Here is a 20,509-nt window from a genome sequence, read left to right on the forward strand (position 1 = left end):
TCGTTGCTGTGTTCTCAACTCAGAGGGTGCAGTGGCCGAAGGATCCGCTGAAACTGCGGACGACCCGCGTAGGTGAATGTGGAAGTGCTCCCGGACGGGATTCTGTCCGGTCGAGTCACGCCCCGTGCGCCTGCGCCGGGGCGTTCTGTTTTTCCCAGCCCCTTCTGAGCGGTCCTCATCACCCGGAAGGAGGCCGACGCTCTATGCCGACGCCCGACAAGGCTGCCGCGGTAGCCGAGCTCACGGACAAGTTCCGCAGCTCGAACGCCGCCGTGCTGACCGAGTACCGGGGTCTCACCGTGGCCCAGCTCAAGCAGCTGCGCCGTTCCCTCGGTGCGAACTCCGAGTACGCCGTGGTGAAGAACACGCTGACCAAGATCGCGGCCAACGAGGCCGGGATCGACACGCTGGACGACCTCTTCACGGGTCCGACGGCGGTTGCCTTCGTCACCGGTGACCCGGTGGAGTCGGCGAAGGGTCTTCGTGACTTCGCCAAGGACAACCCCAACCTCATCATCAAGGGCGGTGTCCTTGACGGTAAGGCGCTGTCCGCCGATGAGTTCAAGAAGCTTGCGGACCTCGAGTCCCGCGAGGTTCTGCTCGCCAAGCTGGCCGGTGCCATGAAGGGCAAGCAGACGCAGACTGCGCAGCTCTTCCAGGCTCTGCCGTCGAAGTTCGTCCGCACCGCGGAAGCGCTTCGTGCCAAGCAGGCCGAGCAGGGCGGTGCCGAGTAATTCGGCTCGCGCACTGATCGCCGCCCGTTAGGGCGGCGGTCGCAGCGGGCCCCATCTACGCCCGCCTTCATGTACACCCGGCACCAGCCGAAATAGTGGAAGGATCGCCCATCATGGCGAAGCTCAGCCAGGAAGACCTGCTTGCCCAGTTCGAGGAGCTCACCCTCCTTGAGCTCTCCGCGTTCGTGAAGGCGTTCGAGGAGAAGTTCGACGTCACCGCCGCTGCCGCGGTCGCCGCTGCCCCGGCCGGCCCGGGCGCCGTCGCCGAGGTCGCCGAGGAGCAGGACGAGTTCGACGTCATCCTCACCGGCGCCGGCGAGAAGAAGATCCAGGTCATCAAGGTCGTGCGTGAGCTGACCTCGCTGGGTCTCAAGGAGGCCAAGGACCTCGTCGACGGCACCCCGAAGCCGGTCCTCGAGAAGGTCGCCAAGGACGCCGCGGAGAAGGCTGCCGAGTCCCTCAAGGCTGCCGGCGCCTCCGTCGAGGTCAAGTGACCTCACGAGTCGTCCGACTCTCTTGACCGTACGTACGGCGGAAACGCTGTAACGCACGGGACGCCAAAGGCGATCACCCATGTGGGTGGTCGCCTTTCGGCGTTCCCGGCAGTCGCGCGAGGGCTGCCTTGCGATGTCGGTCACGGCGAGTATGGTGATCTTCGTTGTGCCTCGGGACAGCCCGTGACGGTGAGTGTCTCAGGGCGACGTCTGGGCAGGGGGGCCTTGACGAACCGCACGCAGCGCGCAATTCTCAGGACGCGTCGTCACAACGATCCGCATCCGAGGCATGGATCGGCGGCGAAGAGGGCAGTATCGATGTGCGTTGAGGACGTGGCTTGCAGCAGGGGTTGAGAACAACGAGGGTCTACCAGAACCCGCACTGGACATCAGTGGGCCAATTGGCTACACTGACCCTTTGCGCTGCCTGTTAGCTGCCTCCTGCCCGTCACCAGGGGCATGTCCATGCTTGAGCACTGCGGACTGAATCTTCCCTGACCAGGGAATTCTGTCCCCGTGTCCAGCTGGGACCGGTACGCGCGTAGTGAGTCCGAGCCCTCGGAAGGACCCCCTCTTGGCCGCCTCGCGCACTGCCTCGACCGCGAATACGAACAACGGCGCCAGCACCGCCCCGCTGCGCATTTCCTTTGCAAAGATCAAGGAGCCCCTCGAGGTTCCGAACCTTCTTGCGCTGCAGACCGAGAGCTTTGACTGGCTGCTCGGCAATGACGCGTGGAAGGCTCGTGTCGAGGCGGCTCTGGATAGCGGACAGGACGTCCCCACCAAGTCCGGTCTGGAGGAGATCTTCGAGGAGATCTCCCCGATCGAGGACTTCTCCGGGTCGATGTCCCTGACGTTCCGCGACCACCGTTTCGAGCCTCCCAAGAACTCGATCGACGAGTGCAAGGAGCGCGACTTCACGTTCGCCGCCCCGCTCTTCGTCACCGCCGAGTTCACCAACAACGAGACCGGCGAGATCAAGTCCCAGACGGTCTTCATGGGCGATTTCCCGCTCATGACCAACAAGGGCACCTTCGTCATCAACGGCACCGAGCGTGTCGTCGTGTCGCAGCTGGTCCGTTCGCCGGGCGTCTACTTCGATTCCTCGATCGACAAGACGTCCGACAAGGACATCTTCTCCGCCAAGATCATCCCGTCCCGGGGTGCCTGGCTGGAGATGGAAATTGACAAGCGCGACATGGTCGGTGTGCGCATCGACCGCAAGCGCAAGCAGTCGGTCACCGTTCTGCTCAAGGCTCTCGGTTGGACGACCGAGCGGATCCTTGAGGAGTTCGGCGAGTACGAGTCCATGCGCGCCACCCTGGAGAAGGACCACACCCAGGGCCAGGACGACGCGCTCCTCGACATCTACCGCAAGCTCCGTCCGGGCGAGCCGCCGACGCGCGAGGCTGCTCAGACGCTGCTTGAGAACCTCTACTTCAACCCCAAGCGCTACGACCTCGCGAAGGTCGGCCGCTACAAGGTCAACAAGAAGCTGGGTGCGGACGCTCCGCTCGACGCGGGCATCCTCACGGTCGAGGACATCATCGCCTCGATCAAGTACCTGGTGAAGCTGCACGCCGGTGAGGTCGAGACCGTCGCCGACAGCGGTACGTCGATCGTCGTCGAGACCGACGACATCGACCACTTCGGCAACCGTCGTCTGCGCAACGTCGGCGAGCTCATCCAGAACCAGGTCCGCACGGGTCTGGCTCGTATGGAGCGCGTCGTGCGTGAGCGCATGACGACCCAGGACGTCGAGGCGATCACGCCGCAGACCCTGATCAACATCCGGCCGGTCGTCGCCTCCATCAAGGAGTTCTTCGGCACCAGCCAGCTGTCGCAGTTCATGGACCAGAACAACCCGCTGTCGGGTCTCACCCACAAGCGCCGTCTGTCGGCGCTTGGCCCGGGTGGTCTCTCCCGTGAGCGGGCCGGCTTCGAGGTCCGTGACGTGCACCCGTCTCACTACGGCCGCATGTGCCCCATTGAGACGCCCGAAGGCCCGAACATCGGTCTGATCGGTTCGCTCGCCTCGTACGGCCGCGTCAACGCGTTCGGCTTCGTCGAGACGCCGTACCGCAAGGTCGTCGAGGGCCAGGTCACCGACGACGTCGACTACCTAACGGCCGACGAGGAGGACCGCTTCGTCATCGCGCAGGCCAACGCGCCGCTGACGGAGGACCTCCACTTCGCCGAGGCCCGCGTCCTGATCCGCCGCCGTGGCGGAGAGATCGACTACGTGCCCGGCACGGACGTCGACTACATGGACGTCTCGCCGCGCCAGATGGTGTCGGTCGCGACCGCCATGATCCCGTTCCTCGAGCACGACGACGCCAACCGTGCCCTCATGGGCGCGAACATGATGCGTCAGGCCGTGCCGCTGATCACCGCCGAGGCCCCCCTCGTCGGCACCGGCATGGAGTACCGCTGCGCGGTCGACGCCGGTGACGTGATCAAGGCCGAGAAGGCGGGTGTGGTCCAGGAGGTCTCCGCGGACTACGTCACCGTCACCAACGACGACGGCACGTACACCACGTACCGCATCGCCAAGTTCTCCCGGTCGAACCAGGGCACCTCCGTCAACCAGAAGGTTGTCGTCGACGAGGGCGCCCGCGTGATCGAGGGCCAGGTCCTGGCCGACGGTCCCGCGACCGAAGAGGGCGAGATGGCCCTCGGCAAGAACCTGCTCGTGGCGTTCATGCCCTGGGAAGGTCACAACTACGAGGACGCGATCATCCTGTCGCAGCGCCTCGTACAGGACGACGTCCTCTCCTCGATCCACATCGAGGAGCACGAGGTCGACGCCCGTGACACCAAGCTCGGCCCGGAGGAGATCACCCGGGACATCCCGAACGTCTCCGAGGAGGTCCTCGCCGACCTCGACGAGCGCGGCATCATCCGTATCGGTGCCGAGGTCGTCGCCGGCGACATCCTCGTCGGCAAGGTCACGCCCAAGGGTGAGACCGAGCTGACGCCGGAGGAGCGCCTGCTCCGTGCGATCTTCGGTGAGAAGGCGCGCGAGGTGCGCGACACCTCGCTGAAGGTGCCGCACGGCGAGATCGGCAAGGTCATCGGCGTCCGCGTCTTCGACCGTGAAGAGGGCGACGAGCTGCCGCCGGGCGTGAACCAGCTGGTTCGTGTCTACGTGGCGCAGAAGCGCAAGATCACGGACGGTGACAAGCTCGCCGGTCGTCACGGCAACAAGGGCGTCATCTCCAAGATCCTTCCGATCGAGGACATGCCCTTCCTTGAGGACGGCACGCCGGTCGACATCATCCTCAACCCGCTGGGTGTCCCGTCCCGAATGAACCCGGGTCAGGTCCTGGAGATCCACCTCGGCTGGCTCGCCAGCCGCGGCTGGGACGTCTCCGGCCTCGGTGAGGAGTGGGCCCAGCGCCTGCAGGCCATCGGTGCCGACAAGGTCGACCCCGGTACGAACGTCGCCACCCCCGTCTTCGACGGTGCGCGTGAGGACGAGCTGACGGGTCTGCTGGAGCACACGATTCCGAACCGCGACGGCGAGCGCATGGTGCTCCCGACCGGTAAGGCGCCGCTGTTCGACGGCCGCTCGGGTGAGCCCTTCCCGGAGCCGATCTCGGTCGGCTACATGTACATCCTCAAGCTGCACCACCTGGTCGACGACAAGCTGCACGCGCGTTCGACCGGTCCGTACTCCATGATCACCCAGCAGCCGCTGGGTGGTAAGGCCCAGTTCGGTGGCCAGCGCTTCGGTGAGATGGAGGTGTGGGCGCTGGAGGCATACGGCGCCGCGTACGCCCTCCAGGAGCTGCTGACGATCAAGTCCGACGACGTGACCGGCCGCGTGAAGGTCTACGAGGCCATCGTCAAGGGCGAGAACATCCCCGAGCCCGGCATCCCTGAGTCCTTCAAGGTGCTCATCAAGGAAATGCAGTCGCTCTGCCTCAACGTGGAGGTGCTGTCCTCGGACGGCATGTCCATCGAGATGCGCGACACCGACGAGGACGTCTTCCGCGCGGCGGAGGAGCTCGGCATCGACCTGTCCCGGCGCGAGCCGAGCAGCGTCGAAGAGGTCTGACGGGTCTGGCCGGGATCTCCTCGTGAGATCCCGGCCCTGCCCCGGACCCGTACAGACCATGATTGAGACTCGACCCCGAAAGAGGGATTGACGACAAAGTGCTCGACGTCAACTTCTTCGACGAGCTGCGGATCGGCCTTGCCACCGCGGACGACATCCGACAGTGGTCCCACGGCGAGGTCAAGAAGCCGGAGACCATCAACTACCGCACGCTCAAGCCCGAGAAGGACGGACTCTTCTGCGAGAAGATCTTCGGCCCGACCCGGGACTGGGAGTGCTACTGCGGTAAGTACAAGCGTGTCCGCTTCAAGGGCATCATCTGTGAGCGCTGTGGCGTAGAGGTCACGCGCGCCAAGGTGCGCCGTGAGCGGATGGGCCACATTGAGCTGGCCGCGCCTGTCACCCACATCTGGTACTTCAAGGGCGTCCCCTCGCGCCTTGGCTACCTGCTCGACCTCGCCCCGAAGGACCTCGAAAAGGTCATCTACTTCGCGGCGTACATGATCACGTTCGTGGACGAGGAGCGTCGTACTCGCGACCTGCCCTCCCTGGAGGCGCACGTCTCCGTGGAGCGTCAGCAGGTCGAGAACCGTCGCGACTCCGACCTCGAAGCCCGCGCCAAGAAGCTCGAGACCGACCTGGCCGAGCTCGAGGCCGAGGGTGCCAAGGCCGACGTACGCCGCAAGGTGCGCGAAGGTGCCGAGCGTGAGATGAAGCAGCTGCGTGACCGTGCGCAGCGCGAGATCGACCGTCTCGACGAGGTGTGGAACCGCTTCAAGAACCTCAAGGTCCAGGACCTCGAAGGTGACGAGCTGCTCTACCGCGAGCTGCGTGACCGCTTCGGCACGTACTTCGACGGCTCCATGGGTGCCGCTGCCCTGCAGAAGCGCCTGGAGTCCTTCGACCTGGACGAAGAGGCCGAGCGGCTTCGCGAGATCATCCGTACCGGCAAGGGCCAGAAGAAGACCCGTGCGCTCAAGCGCCTCAAGGTCGTCTCCGCGTTCCTGCAGACCAGCAACAGCCCCAAGGGCATGGTGCTCGACTGCGTGCCGGTCATCCCGCCGGACCTGCGTCCGATGGTGCAGCTGGACGGTGGCCGCTTCGCGACCTCCGACCTGAACGACCTGTACCGCCGCGTGATCAACCGCAACAACCGCCTGAAGCGGCTTCTCGACCTCGGCGCGCCCGAGATCATCGTGAACAACGAGAAGCGCATGCTCCAGGAGGCCGTCGACGCGCTCTTCGACAACGGCCGTCGTGGTCGCCCGGTCACGGGCCCCGGCAACCGTCCGCTGAAGTCGCTGTCCGACATGCTCAAGGGCAAGCAGGGTCGTTTCCGTCAGAACCTGCTCGGCAAGCGTGTGGACTACTCCGCGCGTTCCGTGATCGTCGTCGGTCCGCAGCTGAAGCTGCACCAGTGCGGTCTGCCGAAGGCCATGGCGCTGGAGCTCTTCAAGCCGTTCGTGATGAAGCGCCTGGTCGACCTGAACCACGCGCAGAACATCAAGAGCGCCAAGCGGATGGTCGAGCGCGGCCGCACGGTCGTGTACGACGTCCTCGAAGAGGTCATCGCCGAGCACCCGGTTCTGCTGAACCGTGCGCCCACGCTGCACCGCCTCGGCATCCAGGCCTTCGAGCCGCAGCTGGTCGAGGGCAAGGCCATCCAGATCCACCCGCTCGTCTGCACCGCGTTCAACGCGGACTTCGACGGTGACCAGATGGCCGTGCACCTGCCGCTCTCCGCGGAGGCGCAGGCCGAGGCCCGCATCCTGATGCTGTCCTCGAACAACATCCTGAAGCCGGCCGACGGCCGTCCGGTCACGATGCCGACCCAGGACATGGTCCTCGGTCTGTTCTTCCTGACCACCGACGGTGAGCTGCGTGACACCAAGGGCGAGGGCCGCGCGTTCGGCTCCACGGCCGAGGCGATCATGGCGTTCGACGCCGGTGAGCTCGCGCTCCAGTCGTCCGTCGACATCCGCTTCCCGGTGGGCACCATCCCGCCGCGTGGCTGGACGCCGCCGGTCGCCGAGGAGGGCGAGCAGGAGTACCAGCAGGGCGACAGCTTCCGGCTGCGTACGTCCCTGGGCCGCGCGCTCTTCAACGAGCTGCTGCCCGAGGACTACCCCTTCGTCGACTACTCGGTCGGCAAGAAGCAGCTCTCCGAGATCGTCAACGACCTCGCCGAGCGCTACCCCAAGGTCATCGTGGCGGCGACGCTCGACAACCTGAAGGCGGCGGGCTTCTACTGGGCGACCCGTTCCGGCGTCACCGTGGCCATCTCCGACGTCGTCGTGCCCGAGGCCAAGAAGGCCATCGTCAAGGGCTACGAGGAGCAGGACGAGAAGGTCCAGAAGCAGTACGAGCGCGGTCTGATCACCAAGGACGAGCGCACGCAGGAGCTCATCGCGATCTGGACCAAGGCGACCAACGAGGTTGCCGAGGCGATGAACGCGAACTTCCCCAAGACGAACCCCATCTTCATGATGGTTGACTCGGGTGCCCGAGGAAACATGATGCAGATGCGTCAGATCGCCGGTATGCGTGGTCTGGTGTCGAACGCGAAGAACGAGACCATCCCGCGTCCGATCAAGGCCTCGTTCCGTGAGGGCCTGACCGTTCTCGAGTACTTCATCTCCACGCACGGTGCCCGTAAGGGTCTGGCGGACACGGCTCTCCGTACCGCCGACTCCGGTTACCTCACCCGTCGTCTGGTCGACGTCTCCCAGGACGTCATCATTCGCGAGGAGGACTGTGGTACCGAGCGCGGTCTGAAGCTGAAGATCGCGGTCAAGGGCGAGGACGGTGTGCTCCGCAAGACGGAGAACGTCGAGACCTCGGTGTACGCCCGCATGCTGGCCGAGGACGTCGTCATCGACGGCAAGGTCATCGCGCCGGCCAACGTCGACCTCGGTGACGTCCTCATCGACGCCCTGGTCGCCAACGGCGTCGAGGAGGTCAAGACCCGCTCGGTCCTGACCTGTGAGTCCGCGGTCGGCACCTGTGCCTTCTGCTACGGCCGTTCGCTCGCCACCGGCAAGCTGGTCGACATCGGTGAGGCGGTCGGCATCATCGCCGCCCAGTCCATCGGTGAGCCCGGTACGCAGCTGACGATGCGTACCTTCCACACCGGTGGTGTGGCCGGTGACGACATCACCCAGGGTCTGCCCCGTGTCGTCGAGCTCTTCGAGGCTCGTACGCCCAAGGGTGTCGCCCCGATCTCGGAGGCGGCTGGCCGCATCCGTATCGAGGAGACCGAGAAGACCAAGAAGATCGTCGTCACGCCGGACGACGGCAGCGACGAGACTCCCTTCCCGATCTCGAAGCGTGCCAAGGTCCTCGTGCGTGAGGGTGACCACGTCGAGGTGGGCCAGAAGCTCACCTTCGGCGCCACCAACCCGCACGACGTGCTGCGGATCCTCGGTCAGCGCGCGGTCCAGGTCCACCTGGTCGGCGAAGTCCAGAAGGTCTACAACAGCCAGGGCGTGTCGATCCACGACAAGCACATCGAGATCATCATCCGGCAGATGCTGCGCCGCGTGACGATCATCGAGTCCGGCGACGCGGAGCTGCTGCCGGGCGAGCTCGTCGAGCGCTCGAAGTTCGAGACCGAGAACCGTCGCGTCGTGACGGAGGGTGGCCACCCGGCCTCCGGCCGTCCGCAGCTGATGGGTATCACCAAGGCCTCGCTGGCGACGGAATCCTGGCTGTCGGCCGCCTCCTTCCAGGAGACGACCCGAGTCCTGACGGATGCGGCGATCAACGCCAAGTCCGACAGCCTCATCGGCCTCAAGGAGAACGTCATCATCGGTAAGCTCATCCCGGCCGGTACGGGTCTGTCCCGCTACCGCAACATCCGGGTGGAGCCGACCGAGGAGGCCAAGGCAGCGATGTACTCGGCCGTCGGTTACGACGACATCGACTACTCGCCGTTCGGCACGGGCTCCGGCCAGGCTGTTCCGCTGGAGGACTACGACTACGGGCCGTACAACCAGTAAGGCTTACGTCTGTTGAAGGGCGGTCATCCCGAAAGGGGTGGCCGCCCTTCGGCGTTGTCGGCTGAACTGTTCCCGCTGGGCCTCGCATGACATGGGCCGCGCCCGTGGCACATGGCCGTCTTCACGGTCTTCTACGGGGCGTACGCGGTCGTCCCGTACGGCGGCGAGGGCAGGCCGTGGCTCGCGCTCTCCGTGGCCGCCTGGCTGCCCCTGGGCGTGCTGCTCTGAGGGGGCTCTGCCCGCCAGCCCAGTTCCTCGTCCGGAAAGAGCGTTCGCTCCGGCCCAGAGACCAGGCGGACGTGCAGCGGACGTGAAATTGATCAAGGCCTTTCTGCGGCGCTTCTGATTCGTCCAGATGCCCGGCGTGTCGGGCCCCACCGCATTTGTTTTGACCGAACCCGATGAGGTAGGTACGCTCAGACCTTGTGCCTGGGGTGTGCCTGGGCTCGTGCGCGTGTCTTCAGCCGCATCACGAGCCCGTCAACGGCCACCGTAATCCGTGCCCCTCCTTGCCTCACGGCGGGAGTCAGCAGGATTCGACACACCCGACCGCGTGGGTCGGCGACGTTTCAGGTTAGCTTTACTATTCGGCACACAGAAACCGGAGAAGTAGTGCCTACGATCCAGCAGCTGGTCCGGAAGGGCCGGCAGGACAAGGTCGAGAAGAACAAGACGCCCGCACTCGAGGGTTCGCCCCAGCGCCGCGGCGTCTGCACGCGTGTGTTCACGACCACCCCGAAGAAGCCGAACTCGGCCCTCCGTAAGGTCGCGCGTGTGCGTCTGACCTCCGGGATCGAGGTCACGGCCTACATTCCGGGTGAGGGACACAACCTGCAGGAGCACTCCATCGTGCTCGTGCGTGGTGGCCGTGTGAAGGACCTGCCTGGTGTTCGTTACAAGATCATCCGCGGTTCCCTCGACACCCAGGGTGTCAAGAACCGCAAGCAGGCCCGCAGCCGCTACGGCGCCAAGAAGGAGAAGTAAGAATGCCTCGTAAGGGCCCCGCCCCGAAGCGCCCGGTCATCATCGACCCGGTCTACGGTTCTCCTCTGGTGACCTCCCTCATCAACAAGGTGCTGCTGAACGGCAAGCGCTCCACCGCCGAGCGCATCGTGTACGGCGCCATGGAGGGCCTGAAGGAGAAGACCGGCAACGACCCGGTCATCACCCTCAAGCGCGCGCTCGAGAACATCAAGCCGACCCTCGAGGTCAAGTCCCGCCGTGTCGGTGGCGCGACCTACCAGGTCCCGATCGAGGTCAAGCCGGGCCGTGCGAACACGCTCGCCCTGCGCTGGCTGGTCGGTTACTCCCGCGCCCGTCGCGAGAAGACCATGACCGAGCGTCTGCTCAACGAGCTTCTCGACGCCTCCAACGGCCTCGGTGCCGCTGTGAAGAAGCGCGAGGACACCCACAAGATGGCCGAGTCCAACAAGGCCTTCGCGCACTACCGCTGGTAGTCGCTACCCACATCGAGACCGAGAGAAGACTGAGCCGATATGGCTACCACTTCACTTGACCTGGCCAAGGTGCGCAACATCGGCATCATGGCCCACATCGACGCGGGCAAGACGACCACCACCGAGCGGATCCTCTTCTACACCGGCGTCTCGTACAAGATCGGTGAGGTCCACGACGGCGCCGCCACGATGGACTGGATGGAGCAGGAGCAGGAGCGTGGCATCACGATCACCTCTGCTGCCACCACCTGTCACTGGCCGCTGAACGACGTCGACCACACCATCAACATCATCGACACCCCGGGCCACGTCGACTTCACGGTCGAGGTAGAGCGTTCGCTCCGTGTGCTCGACGGTGCCGTGACGGTGTTCGACGGCGTCGCCGGTGTTGAGCCCCAGTCCGAGACCGTGTGGCGTCAGGCGGACCGCTACGGCGTCCCGCGTATCTGCTTCGTCAACAAGCTCGACCGCACCGGTGCCGAGTTCCACCGCTGCGTCGACATGATCGTCGACCGCCTCGGTGCGACCCCGATCGTCATGCAGCTGCCCATCGGCGCAGAGGCTGACTTCAAGGGCGTCGTCGACCTCGTCACGATGAAGGCTTTCGTCTGGTCCGCCGAGACCGCGATGGGCGAGGCCTACGACATCGTCGACATCCCCGACACGCACACCGAGGCTGCCGAGGAGTACCGCGGCAAGCTGCTCGAGGCGGTCGCGGAGAACGACGAGCAGATGATGGAGCTGTACCTCGAGGGCCAGGAGCCCACCGAGGAGCAGCTGTACGCGGCGATCCGTCGCGTCACCATCGCGTCGGGCAAGGGCGGCGACACCACCGTCACCCCCGTGTTCTGCGGCACCGCGTTCAAGAACAAGGGCGTTCAGCCCCTGCTCGACGCGGTCGTGCGCTACCTGCCGTCTCCCCTGGACGTCGAGGCCATCGAGGGCCACGACGTCAAGGACCCGGAGCTGGTCGTCAAGCGCAAGCCGTCCGACGACGAGCCGCTGTCGGCCCTCGCGTTCAAGATCGCGAGCGACCCGCACCTCGGCAAGCTCACCTTCGTCCGGATCTACTCCGGTCGCCTGGAGGCCGGCACCGCGGTGCTGAACTCCGTCAAGGGCAAGAAGGAGCGCATCGGCAAGATCTACCGCATGCACGCGAACAAGCGTGAGGAGATCGCGTCGGTGGGCGCCGGTGACATCGTCGCCGTCATGGGCCTGAAGCAGACCACCACCGGTGAGACGCTGAGCGACGACAAGAACCCGGTGATCCTGGAGTCCATGGACTTCCCGGCGCCGGTCATCGAGGTCGCCATCGAGCCGAAGTCCAAGGGCGACCAGGAGAAGCTGGGTGTCGCCATCCAGCGCCTCTCGGAGGAGGACCCCTCCTTCCGCGTCCACTCGGACGAGGAGACCGGCCAGACCATCATCGGTGGTATGGGCGAGCTCCACCTCGAGGTGCTCGTCGACCGCATGAAGCGCGAGTTCCGCGTCGAGGCGAACGTCGGCAAGCCGCAGGTGGCGTACCGCGAGACGATCCGCAAGGCCGTCGAGCGCGTCGACTTCACCCACAAGAAGCAGACCGGTGGTACCGGTCAGTTCGCGAAGGTGCAGATCGCGATCGAGCCGATCGTGGACGGCGACGCTTCGTACGAGTTCGTGAACAAGGTCACCGGTGGCCGTATCCCGCGGGAGTACATCCCGTCGGTGGACGCCGGTGCGCAGGAGGCCATGCAGTTCGGCATCCTGGCGGGCTACGAGATGACGGGCGTCCGCGTCACGCTTCTCGACGGCGCCTACCACGAGGTCGACTCCTCGGAGCTCGCCTTCAAGATCGCCGGTTCGCAGGCCTTCAAGGAGGCCGCCCGCAAGGCCAGCCCCGTGCTGCTCGAGCCGATGATGGCCGTCGAGGTCACCACGCCCGAGGACTACATGGGCGATGTCATCGGTGACATCAACTCCCGCCGTGGCCAGATCCAGGCCATGGAGGAGCGCAGCGGCGCTCGCGTCGTGAAGGGCCTCGTGCCCCTCTCGGAGATGTTCGGCTACGTCGGAGACCTCCGCAGCAAGACGTCGGGTCGCGCAAGCTACTCAATGCAGTTCGACTCCTACGCCGAGGTTCCGCGGAACGTCGCCGAGGAGATCATCGCGAAGGCCAAGGGCGAGTAACTCACCCCAGTTCACGCTTTAGGCTTGACACCATCCGCCGGGGTCCGACCCCGTAAGGCAAGAATCCCGGCGGCTGGCTTCCCAGCAAAGATCACCTGGCGCCGATGAAGCAAGGCGTACAGAACCACTCCGCAGGAGGACCCAGTGGCGAAGGCAAAGTTCGAGCGGACTAAGCCGCACGTCAACATCGGCACCATCGGTCACATTGACCACGGTAAGACGACCCTCACGGCCGCCATTACCAAGGTGCTGCACGACGCGTTTCCCGACCTGAACGAGGCTTCGGCCTTCGACCAGATCGACAAGGCTCCCGAGGAGCGCCAGCGCGGTATCACGATCTCGATCGCGCACGTCGAGTACCAGACCGAGGCGCGTCACTACGCCCACGTCGACTGCCCCGGTCACGCGGACTACATCAAGAACATGATCACGGGTGCCGCGCAGATGGACGGCGCGATCCTCGTGGTTGCCGCCACCGACGGCCCGATGCCGCAGACCAAGGAGCACGTGCTCCTGGCCCGCCAGGTCGGCGTTCCGTACATCGTTGTCGCCCTGAACAAGGCCGACATGGTGGACGACGAGGAGATCCTGGAGCTCGTCGAGCTCGAGGTCCGTGAGCTCCTCTCCGAGTACGAGTTCCCGGGCGACGACCTTCCGGTCGTCAAGGTCTCGGCGCTCAAGGCGCTCGAGGGCGACAAGGAGTGGGGCCAGTCGGTCCTGAACCTGATGGCCGCCGTCGACGAGAACATCCCGCAGCCCGAGCGTGATGTCGACAAGCCGTTCCTGATGCCGATCGAGGACGTCTTCACGATCACCGGTCGTGGCACCGTCGTCACCGGTCGTATCGAGCGCGGTATCCTCAAGGTCAACGAGACCGTTGACATCGTGGGTATCAAGCAGGAGAAGACCACCACCACGGTCACCGGCATCGAGATGTTCCGCAAGCTGCTCGACGAGGGCCAGGCCGGTGAGAACGTCGGTCTGCTTCTCCGTGGCATCAAGCGCGAGGACGTCGAGCGCGGCCAGGTCATCATCAAGCCCGGTTCGGTCACGCCGCACACCGAGTTCGAGGCCCAGGCCTACATCCTGTCGAAGGACGAGGGTGGCCGTCACACCCCCTTCTTCAACAACTACCGCCCGCAGTTCTACTTCCGTACGACGGACGTGACCGGCGTCGTGACCCTCCCCGAGGGCACCGAGATGGTCATGCCGGGTGACAACACTGAGATGACCGTTGAGCTCATCCAGCCCGTCGCCATGGAAGAGGGCCTGAAGTTCGCCATCCGCGAGGGTGGCCGGACCGTCGGCGCCGGCCAGGTCACCAAGATCAACAAGTAAGCTTCCCGCTTGCTTGCGGATCGGGGAGACCCGGCGGATCGGGGAGACCCGGTCGCTCTGAACTGAGCGCATCGCAGTGCATGCAGTACTCGCAGTAACGGAAGGGCCCGTACGGCTTCGGTCGTGCGGGCCTTTTTGGCGTGCTTGCCGTCCGAGTGAGAGTAGATCCTCCGCCCTGGGCTCGTCCTGACCCCTTCGGCTGCTCACACATCCCGAACTTCGTCTCTGCCCGAAGGAGTCAGCCCGTGGCGACGTATTACGAGATCATAGGAACCGACCTTTCGAAGCTCACCACGGCCGCCGACGACTGGCATGCCATGGCCGAGGATTTCGCCGGGCTCGCCGACGGTTACGACAAGCAAGTGCACGGCATCCCGTCCGCGACACGTGGGTGGGGGTGAGCGCGAACACGGGTGCCGCGCGCTTCGGCGCCACCCTCCAGGAGTTCCGGGGTGTGCGCGAAGCGAGGCGAAGCCCGTCGCAAAACTGTTCCGAGACTCCCGGGCGGAGTTCACCAGGCCAGGGCCTCAAGCTGGCCCTTGCCGCCGTGATGAAGGACTCGAACCTTCAGGACGGCACGGTCAAGGGTTTCAACCGGGACGCGAAACCCAGCCCGTACCCGTCCCTGGAAGAGACGGCCAAAGCGCAGCACATCCCGAAAGGGGCGCATCACGAGTTCGTTTTACCAGTGGCGTGTGCCGGATGAGGGCCCTGGAGCTTTCGACTCGGAGAAGTCGACAGCCGTACCGTTCCCATACGTGACACCTGGTAGTCGAGGGAGACCTGTGGCTTGCCGCTCTCACCAGGGCTGACGGCGGAATGCGTCGAGCCCTTGTTCGCGCCAGGCGTCCTGGTTCTTCGGTGACATGGAGTGCTGTGAAGGCGCTGGCTGTCGGCCTCGTCCTCTCCGCGTGTTCCGTCCCGGACGCGGGTGACCGCCAGGTGACCGAAGGACGTGACTGGCACTGGGACCAGGAGGCAGGCGCGGTGGAATCTGCAGCCTTCATGAATGTGGCGGTGCCCAAGGGCGCTGCCGAGGTCAGAGGCGCCGTTCAGGTCAACCCGCAGGACAATGTCTACCTCCTCTCCTTCGTCACCAGCGAGAAGGACGCCGAGGGTGTCGCGGCAACCCTGCACTCTGAGGAGCCTCTCAGGGCGCGGCAGAACGACGCCGCGCCGAAGGGCGGGCTCTTCGAGCACCTGGGGCTGGCGGAGCCGCAGACCCTGAAGGGAACGCGCTGGGCAGGCGTATGCCCGCCGTGCGCGAACGACGACCGCCGCGAGAAGGTCCAGTGGATCGAGATCTTCGTCCAGACACTCGGGTCCGATCGGGCGCGGGTCTACTTGCAGGCGTTCTGAGACCTGCAGGAGGTCGGCCTGCGACACCCCGGGTTTGATCCTCGTCACCCACCGGGTACGATCTTCGCCCCGATTGGCCCCCGGCATGCCCCGTATGGCACACTGTTCAGGTTGCTCGGCTGAGTGCCGATGCTGTGCGCCTCCCGCCGGGAGGACTGGAAGCGAGTCCCACAGTACTCGTCGCCTCACCTGCCGTAAGGCAGCACTGTGGCGGACGTACGGGAATCTTTCGGGAAGTGCAGCACGGAGGCTTGGCCAGGCGCCCGGTGGGTTTCTTCCCCCGGACCCGCGGTCATCTGGGCCGCAGCCCCTAGCAGGGAAATCCTTCGGGAGATCTGTGTGAGCGGGACTGCGACACGCCCGACCGCGTGGGTCGGAGGAAGTAGAAAAAAGGGCCTTCCGGGGGTCAGAGCTTTCGAGACAAAGGACTACTAAGTAGCCATGGCGGGACAGAAGATCCGCATCCGGCTCAAGGCCTACGACCACGAGGTCATCGACTCTTCGGCGAAGAAGATCGTCGAGACGGTGACTCGCACTGGTGCGTCGGTCGCGGGCCCGGTGCCGCTGCCCACTGAGAAGAACGTGTACTGCGTCATCAAGTCGCCGCACAAGTACAAGGACTCGCGCGAGCACTTCGAGATGCGTACGCACAAGCGCCTGATCGACATCCTCGACCCGACGCCCAAGACCGTTGACTCGCTGATGCGCCTGGACCTTCCGGCCGGCGTTGACATCGAGATCAAGCTCTGAAGGGCGCGGAGAAGATGACCAAGCAGATCAAGGGCATCCTGGGCGAGAAGCTCGGCATGACCCAGGTCTGGGACGAGAACAACCGTGTCGTCCCGGTGACCGTGGTCAAGGCCGGGCCCTGCGTCGTTACCCAGGTCCGTACGAATGACAGCGACGGCTACGAGTCGGTCCAGATCGCCTTCGGCGAGATCGACCCGCGCAAGGTGAACAAGCCCCTCAAGGGCCACTTCGCCAAGGCCGACGTGACCCCCCGTCGCCACCTCGTCGAGATCCGTACCGCTGGTGCCAGCGAGTACACCCTCGGCCAGGAGCTGACTGCCGAGACGTTCGAGGCCGGTATCAAGGTCGACGTCACCGGCAAGAGCAAGGGCAAGGGCTTCGCCGGTGTGATGAAGCGTCACAACTTCCACGGCGGCAAGGCCTCCCACGGTGCCCACCGCGTGCACCGCAAGCCCGGTTCCATCGGTGGCTGTGCCACCCCCGGCCGTGTCTTCAAGGGCATGCGCATGGCGGGTCGCATGGGCAACGAGCGGGTCACCACCCAGAACCTGACCGTCCACGCCGTTGACGCGGAGAAGGGCCTGCTCCTCATCAAGGGCGCGGTCCCTGGTCCGAACGGCGGCCTCGTCCTGGTCCGTACCGCGGCCAAGGGGGCCTGAGGTAACCCATGAGCACCATTGACATCCTTTCGCCGGCAGGCGACAAGACCGGGACGGTCGAGCTCCCCGCGGAGATCTTCGACGTCGAGAAGATCAGCATCCCGCTGCTTCACCAGGTCGTCGTCGCGCAGCTGGCCGCGGCCCGTCAGGGCACGCACAAGACCAAGACCCGCGGCGAAGTCCGTGGTGGTGGGCGCAAGCCTTACCGCCAGAAGGGCACCGGCCGCGCGCGCCAGGGTTCGACCCGTGCGCCGCAGTTCGCCGGCGGTGGCGTCGTCCACGGCCCGCAGCCGCGCGACTACTCGCAGCGCACGCCCAAGAAGATGAAGGCTGCCGCTCTGCGTCACGCCCTCACCGACCGGGCGCGCAACTCCCGCATCCACGTCGTCTCCGGCGTGGTCGAGGGCGAGATCTCCACGAAGGCCGCCAAGAGCCTGCTCGGCAAGGTCAGCGAGCGCAAGAACGTGCTCCTGGTCGTCGAGCGCTCGGACGAGCTTTCGCTGCTCTCCGCCCGCAACCTGCCCCAGGTGCACATCCTGGAGCCGGGCCAGCTGAACACGTACGACGTGCTCGTCTCGGACGACGTGGTCTTCACCAAGGCCGCCTTCGAGTCCTTCGTGTCTGGCCCCAAGGCCGATGAGACCGAAGGGAGCGAAGCCTGATGGCTATCCGTCACCAGAGCATCGCGTCCAAGGCTGCGAAGGCCGCCAAGGCCGCGCGCGTCGCCAAGGCGAAGCGCATCGCGACCGAGGGCAAGATCGCTGTTGAGCCCACCCCGCTGAGCAAGTCCTTCTCGGACCCGCGCGACGTCCTCGTCAAGCCGGTCGTCTCCGAGAAGTCGTACGCGCTGCTCGACGAGGGCAAGTACACGTTCATCGTGGCCCCCGGCTCCAACAAGACCCAGATCAAGCAGGCCGTCGAGACGGTCTTCTCGGTCAAGGTCACCGGGGTCAACACGATCAACCGTCAGGGCAAGCGCAAGCGCACCAAGTCTGGTTTCGGCAAGCGTGCCGACACCAAGCGCGCGATTGTGACCCTTGCTGAGGGCGACCGTATCGACATCTTCGGCCAGGCCTCCTAACGGAGTGCCCTGGTCCGAATATCGGACGAGGACTGAGAAATGGGAATCCGCAAGTACAAGCCGACTACGCCGGGCCGTCGTGGCTCCAGCGTCGCCGACTTCGTCGAGGTAACGCGGTCCACGCCGGAGAAGTCGCTGGTTCGCCCGCTGCACAGCAAGGGCGGCCGTAACAACGCCGGTCGGATCACCGTTCGCCACCAGGGTGGCGGACACAAGCGCGCCTTCCGTGTGATCGACTTCCGTCGTCACGACAAGGACGGTGTGCCGGCCAAGGTCGCGCACATCGAGTACGACCCCAACCGCACCGCGCGCATCGCGCTGCTGCACTACGCGGACGGCGAGAAGCGCTACATCCTCGCCCCGCGCGGTACGCAGCAGGGTGACCGGATTGAGAACGGCCCCGGTGCCGACATCAAGCCCGGCAACAACATGGCGCTGCGCAACATCCCGGTGGGTACGACCATCCACGCCATCGAGCTTCGGCCCGGCGGCGGCGCGAAGTTCGCCCGCTCCGCGGGTGCCTCCGTGCAGCTGCTCGCGAAGGAAGGCGCCATGGCGCACCTTCGCATGCCGTCCGGTGAGATCCGCCTGGTCGACGTCCGCTGCCGCGCCACGATTGGCGAGGTCGGCAACGCCGAGCAGTCGAACATCAACTGGGGCAAGGCCGGCCGCATGCGCTGGAAGGGCGTTCGCCCGACCGTGCGTGGTGTCGTGATGAACCCGGTCGACCACCCGCACGGTGGTGGTGAAGGCAAGACCTCCGGTGGACGTCACCCGGTCTCGCCGTGGGGTCAGAAGGAGGGTCGTACTCGTGATCGCAACAAGGCGAGCAACAAGTACATCGTCCGTCGCCGCAAGTCGAACAAGAAGCGCTAGGAGCGGGTTTAGATGCCGCGCAGTCTCAAGAAGGGGCCCTTCGTCGACGACCACCTCGTAAAGAAGGTGGACGTCCAGAACGAAGCCGGTTCCAAGAACGTCATCAAGACCTGGTCCCGTCGCTCGATGATCATTCCCAGCATGCTGGGTCACACGATCGCGGTGCACAACGGCAAGACCCACATCCCGGTGTTCGTCACCGAGGCGATGGTCGGCCACAAGCTCGGCGAGTTCTCGCCGACTCGCACCTTCCGCGGCCACGTCAAGGACGACCGGAAGTCGAAGCGCCGCTAGCGCGGGGTGGAACGACTATGACTAACACCGAAGGGACAACCATGGAAGCCAGGGCCCAGGCGCGGTACATCCGCGTCACGCCCATGAAGGCCCGCCGCGTGGTGGACCTCATCCGTGGCATGGATGCCACGGAGGCTCAGGCGGTCCTGCGTTTCGCCCCGCAGGCCGCGAGCGTGCCGGTCGGCAAGGTGCTGGACAGCGCCATTGCCAACGCCGCGCACAACTACGACCACTCCGACGCCTCTTCGCTGGTCATCAGCGAGGCGTACGTGGATGAGGGCCCGACCCTGAAGCGGTTCCGTCCGCGTGCTCAGGGCCGTGCCTACCGGATCCGTAAGCGGACCAGCCACATCACCGTGGTCGTCAGCAGCAAGGAAGGAACCCGGTAATGGGCCAGAAGGTAAACCCGCACGGGTTCCGGCTCGGTATCACCACGGACTTCAAGTCCCGTTGGTACGCCGACAAGCTGTACAAGGACTACGTCAAGGAAGACGTCGCCATCCGCAGGATGATGACGTCCGGCATGGAGCGCGCCGGCATCTCGAAGGTTGAGATCGAGCGCACCCGTGACCGCGTGCGTGTGGACATCCACACCGCGCGTCCCGGCATCGTCATCGGCCGCCGTGGCGCCGAGGCCGACCGCATCCGCGGCGACCTCGAGAAGCTCACGGGCAAGCAGGTCCAGCTGAACATCCTCGAGGTCAAGAACCCCGAGGTCGACGCTCAGCTCGTGGCCCAGGCCGTGGCGGAGCAGCTGTCCTCCCGCGTCTCCTTCCGTCGCGCCATGCGTAAGAGCATGCAGTCGTCGATGAAGGCCGGCGCCAAGGGCATCAAGATCCAGTGTGGTGGCCGTCTCGGCGGCGCCGAGATGTCCCGGTCCGAGTTCTACCGCGAGGGTCGTGTGCCGCTGCACACGCTGCGCGCGAACGTGGACTACGGCTTCTTCGAGGCCAAGACGACCTTCGGTCGTATTGGCGTCAAGGTCTGGATCTACAAGGGCGACGTCAAGAACATCGCCGAGGTCCGCGCCGAGAACGCCGCGGCCCGTGCGGGTAACCGCCCGGCCCGTGGTGGTGGCGGCGGCGGCAACGACCGTCCGGCCCGTGGTGGCCGTGGTGGCGAGCGTGGCGGCCGCGGCCGCAAGCCGCAGCAGCAGTCCGCGCCGGCTGCCGAGGCCCCCAAGGCCGACGCTCCCGCCGCCGCTGCCGCTCCGGCTGAGAGCACCGGAACGGAGGCCTGACCG

19 protein-coding genes are annotated in these 20,509 nt (G+C 65.5%); all 19 read left to right on the forward strand.

What is annotated here, in order from left to right:
* Positions 1 to 203 precede the first annotated feature (203 nt).
* On the forward strand, positions 204 to 734 hold the full coding sequence (rplJ, locus tag ACWDVB_RS15330; protein WP_451515058.1) for a 50S ribosomal protein L10: 531 nt from the start codon (positions 204 to 206) through the stop codon (positions 732 to 734).
* 113 nt (positions 735 to 847) lie between these two features.
* Positions 848 to 1,228 (forward strand): 50S ribosomal protein L7/L12, encoded by a 381-nt coding sequence (rplL, locus tag ACWDVB_RS15335; RefSeq protein ID WP_451515057.1) that lies wholly within the window; start codon positions 848 to 850, stop codon positions 1,226 to 1,228.
* Between the two features lie 574 nt (positions 1,229 to 1,802).
* Positions 1,803 to 5,288 (forward strand): DNA-directed RNA polymerase subunit beta, encoded by a 3,486-nt coding sequence (gene rpoB / locus ACWDVB_RS15340; RefSeq protein ID WP_451515056.1) that lies wholly within the window; start codon positions 1,803 to 1,805, stop codon positions 5,286 to 5,288.
* A gap of 98 nt (positions 5,289 to 5,386) precedes the next feature.
* A complete protein-coding gene (locus ACWDVB_RS15345) occupies positions 5,387 to 9,286 on the forward strand; it encodes a DNA-directed RNA polymerase subunit beta' (RefSeq protein ID WP_451515055.1) in 3,900 nt (1,299 codons plus the stop codon).
* Positions 9,287 to 9,898: 612 nt separating this feature from the next.
* The gene (gene rpsL / locus ACWDVB_RS15350) at positions 9,899 to 10,270 is read left to right on the forward strand and encodes a 30S ribosomal protein S12 (RefSeq protein WP_003948652.1); all 372 of its coding nucleotides are present in this window, start codon (positions 9,899 to 9,901) and stop codon (positions 10,268 to 10,270) included.
* Positions 10,271 to 10,272: 2 nt separating this feature from the next.
* On the forward strand, positions 10,273 to 10,743 hold the full coding sequence (rpsG, locus tag ACWDVB_RS15355) for a 30S ribosomal protein S7 (RefSeq protein WP_055553483.1): 471 nt from the start codon (positions 10,273 to 10,275) through the stop codon (positions 10,741 to 10,743).
* A gap of 39 nt (positions 10,744 to 10,782) precedes the next feature.
* Positions 10,783 to 12,909 carry an elongation factor G gene (fusA, locus tag ACWDVB_RS15360; protein ID WP_451515054.1) on the forward strand — a complete coding sequence of 709 codons (2,127 nt, stop codon included), beginning with the start codon at positions 10,783 to 10,785 and terminating at the stop codon, positions 12,907 to 12,909.
* 144 nt (positions 12,910 to 13,053) lie between these two features.
* Complete coding sequence (gene tuf / locus ACWDVB_RS15365) at positions 13,054 to 14,247, forward strand: elongation factor Tu (RefSeq protein ID WP_451515053.1); 1,194 nt, start codon at positions 13,054 to 13,056, stop codon at positions 14,245 to 14,247.
* A gap of 245 nt (positions 14,248 to 14,492) precedes the next feature.
* Positions 14,493 to 14,648 (forward strand): hypothetical protein, encoded by a 156-nt coding sequence (locus ACWDVB_RS15370; protein WP_451515052.1) that lies wholly within the window; start codon positions 14,493 to 14,495, stop codon positions 14,646 to 14,648.
* Positions 14,645 to 14,953 carry a hypothetical protein gene (locus ACWDVB_RS15375; protein ID WP_451515051.1) on the forward strand — a complete coding sequence of 103 codons (309 nt, stop codon included), beginning with the start codon at positions 14,645 to 14,647 and terminating at the stop codon, positions 14,951 to 14,953. Before ACWDVB_RS15370 ends, ACWDVB_RS15375 begins: the two co-directional genes overlap by 4 nt.
* A gap of 170 nt (positions 14,954 to 15,123) precedes the next feature.
* Positions 15,124 to 15,606 carry a hypothetical protein gene (locus tag ACWDVB_RS15380; protein ID WP_451515050.1) on the forward strand — a complete coding sequence of 161 codons (483 nt, stop codon included), beginning with the start codon at positions 15,124 to 15,126 and terminating at the stop codon, positions 15,604 to 15,606.
* A gap of 441 nt (positions 15,607 to 16,047) precedes the next feature.
* Positions 16,048 to 16,356 carry a 30S ribosomal protein S10 gene (gene rpsJ, locus ACWDVB_RS15385; RefSeq protein WP_003948644.1) on the forward strand — a complete coding sequence of 103 codons (309 nt, stop codon included), beginning with the start codon at positions 16,048 to 16,050 and terminating at the stop codon, positions 16,354 to 16,356.
* A 14-nt stretch (positions 16,357 to 16,370) separates the two neighbouring features.
* Positions 16,371 to 17,015 (forward strand): 50S ribosomal protein L3, encoded by a 645-nt coding sequence (rplC, locus tag ACWDVB_RS15390; protein WP_030782583.1) that lies wholly within the window; start codon positions 16,371 to 16,373, stop codon positions 17,013 to 17,015.
* Positions 17,016 to 17,023: 8 nt separating this feature from the next.
* Positions 17,024 to 17,677, forward strand: coding sequence for a 50S ribosomal protein L4 (gene rplD, locus ACWDVB_RS15395; RefSeq protein ID WP_451515049.1), 654 nt, complete (start codon positions 17,024 to 17,026; stop codon positions 17,675 to 17,677).
* On the forward strand, positions 17,677 to 18,096 hold the full coding sequence (gene rplW, locus ACWDVB_RS15400) for a 50S ribosomal protein L23 (protein ID WP_030782579.1): 420 nt from the start codon (positions 17,677 to 17,679) through the stop codon (positions 18,094 to 18,096). Before rplD ends, rplW begins: the two co-directional genes overlap by 1 nt.
* A 39-nt stretch (positions 18,097 to 18,135) precedes the next feature.
* Positions 18,136 to 18,972: a 50S ribosomal protein L2 gene (rplB, locus tag ACWDVB_RS15405; RefSeq protein ID WP_451515048.1), complete on the forward strand. Its 837-nt coding sequence runs from the start codon at positions 18,136 to 18,138 to the stop codon at positions 18,970 to 18,972.
* Between the two features lie 12 nt (positions 18,973 to 18,984).
* On the forward strand, positions 18,985 to 19,266 hold the full coding sequence (gene rpsS / locus ACWDVB_RS15410) for a 30S ribosomal protein S19 (protein WP_451515047.1): 282 nt from the start codon (positions 18,985 to 18,987) through the stop codon (positions 19,264 to 19,266).
* Between the two features lie 41 nt (positions 19,267 to 19,307).
* Positions 19,308 to 19,655, forward strand: a complete 348-nt coding sequence (rplV, locus tag ACWDVB_RS15415) for a 50S ribosomal protein L22 (RefSeq protein ID WP_016645177.1) — start codon at positions 19,308 to 19,310, stop codon at positions 19,653 to 19,655.
* Positions 19,655 to 20,506: a 30S ribosomal protein S3 gene (gene rpsC / locus ACWDVB_RS15420; protein WP_451515046.1), complete on the forward strand. Its 852-nt coding sequence runs from the start codon at positions 19,655 to 19,657 to the stop codon at positions 20,504 to 20,506. The genes rplV and rpsC overlap by 1 nt, the downstream gene beginning before the upstream one ends.
* Positions 20,507 to 20,509 lie beyond the last annotated feature (3 nt).

This window comes from Streptomyces sp. NPDC003379, from assembly GCF_053589195.1.

Coding starts and splice junctions, on each gene's coding strand:
- rpsC (WP_451515046.1), top strand. CDS start 19,655: ATGGGCCAGAAGGTAAACCCGCACGGGTTCCGGCTCGGTATCACCACG.
- rplW (WP_030782579.1), top strand. CDS start 17,677: ATGGCTATCCGTCACCAGAGCATCGCGTCCAAGGCTGCGAAGGCCGCC.
- rplL (WP_451515057.1), top strand. CDS start 848: ATGGCGAAGCTCAGCCAGGAAGACCTGCTTGCCCAGTTCGAGGAGCTC.
- rpsG (WP_055553483.1), top strand. CDS start 10,273: ATGCCTCGTAAGGGCCCCGCCCCGAAGCGCCCGGTCATCATCGACCCG.
- fusA (WP_451515054.1), top strand. CDS start 10,783: ATGGCTACCACTTCACTTGACCTGGCCAAGGTGCGCAACATCGGCATC.
- rpsJ (WP_003948644.1), top strand. CDS start 16,048: ATGGCGGGACAGAAGATCCGCATCCGGCTCAAGGCCTACGACCACGAG.
- rpsS (WP_451515047.1), top strand. CDS start 18,985: ATGCCGCGCAGTCTCAAGAAGGGGCCCTTCGTCGACGACCACCTCGTA.
- rplB (WP_451515048.1), top strand. CDS start 18,136: ATGGGAATCCGCAAGTACAAGCCGACTACGCCGGGCCGTCGTGGCTCC.
- rplJ (WP_451515058.1), top strand. CDS start 204: ATGCCGACGCCCGACAAGGCTGCCGCGGTAGCCGAGCTCACGGACAAG.
- rplD (WP_451515049.1), top strand. CDS start 17,024: ATGAGCACCATTGACATCCTTTCGCCGGCAGGCGACAAGACCGGGACG.
- rplC (WP_030782583.1), top strand. CDS start 16,371: ATGACCAAGCAGATCAAGGGCATCCTGGGCGAGAAGCTCGGCATGACC.
- rplV (WP_016645177.1), top strand. CDS start 19,308: ATGGAAGCCAGGGCCCAGGCGCGGTACATCCGCGTCACGCCCATGAAG.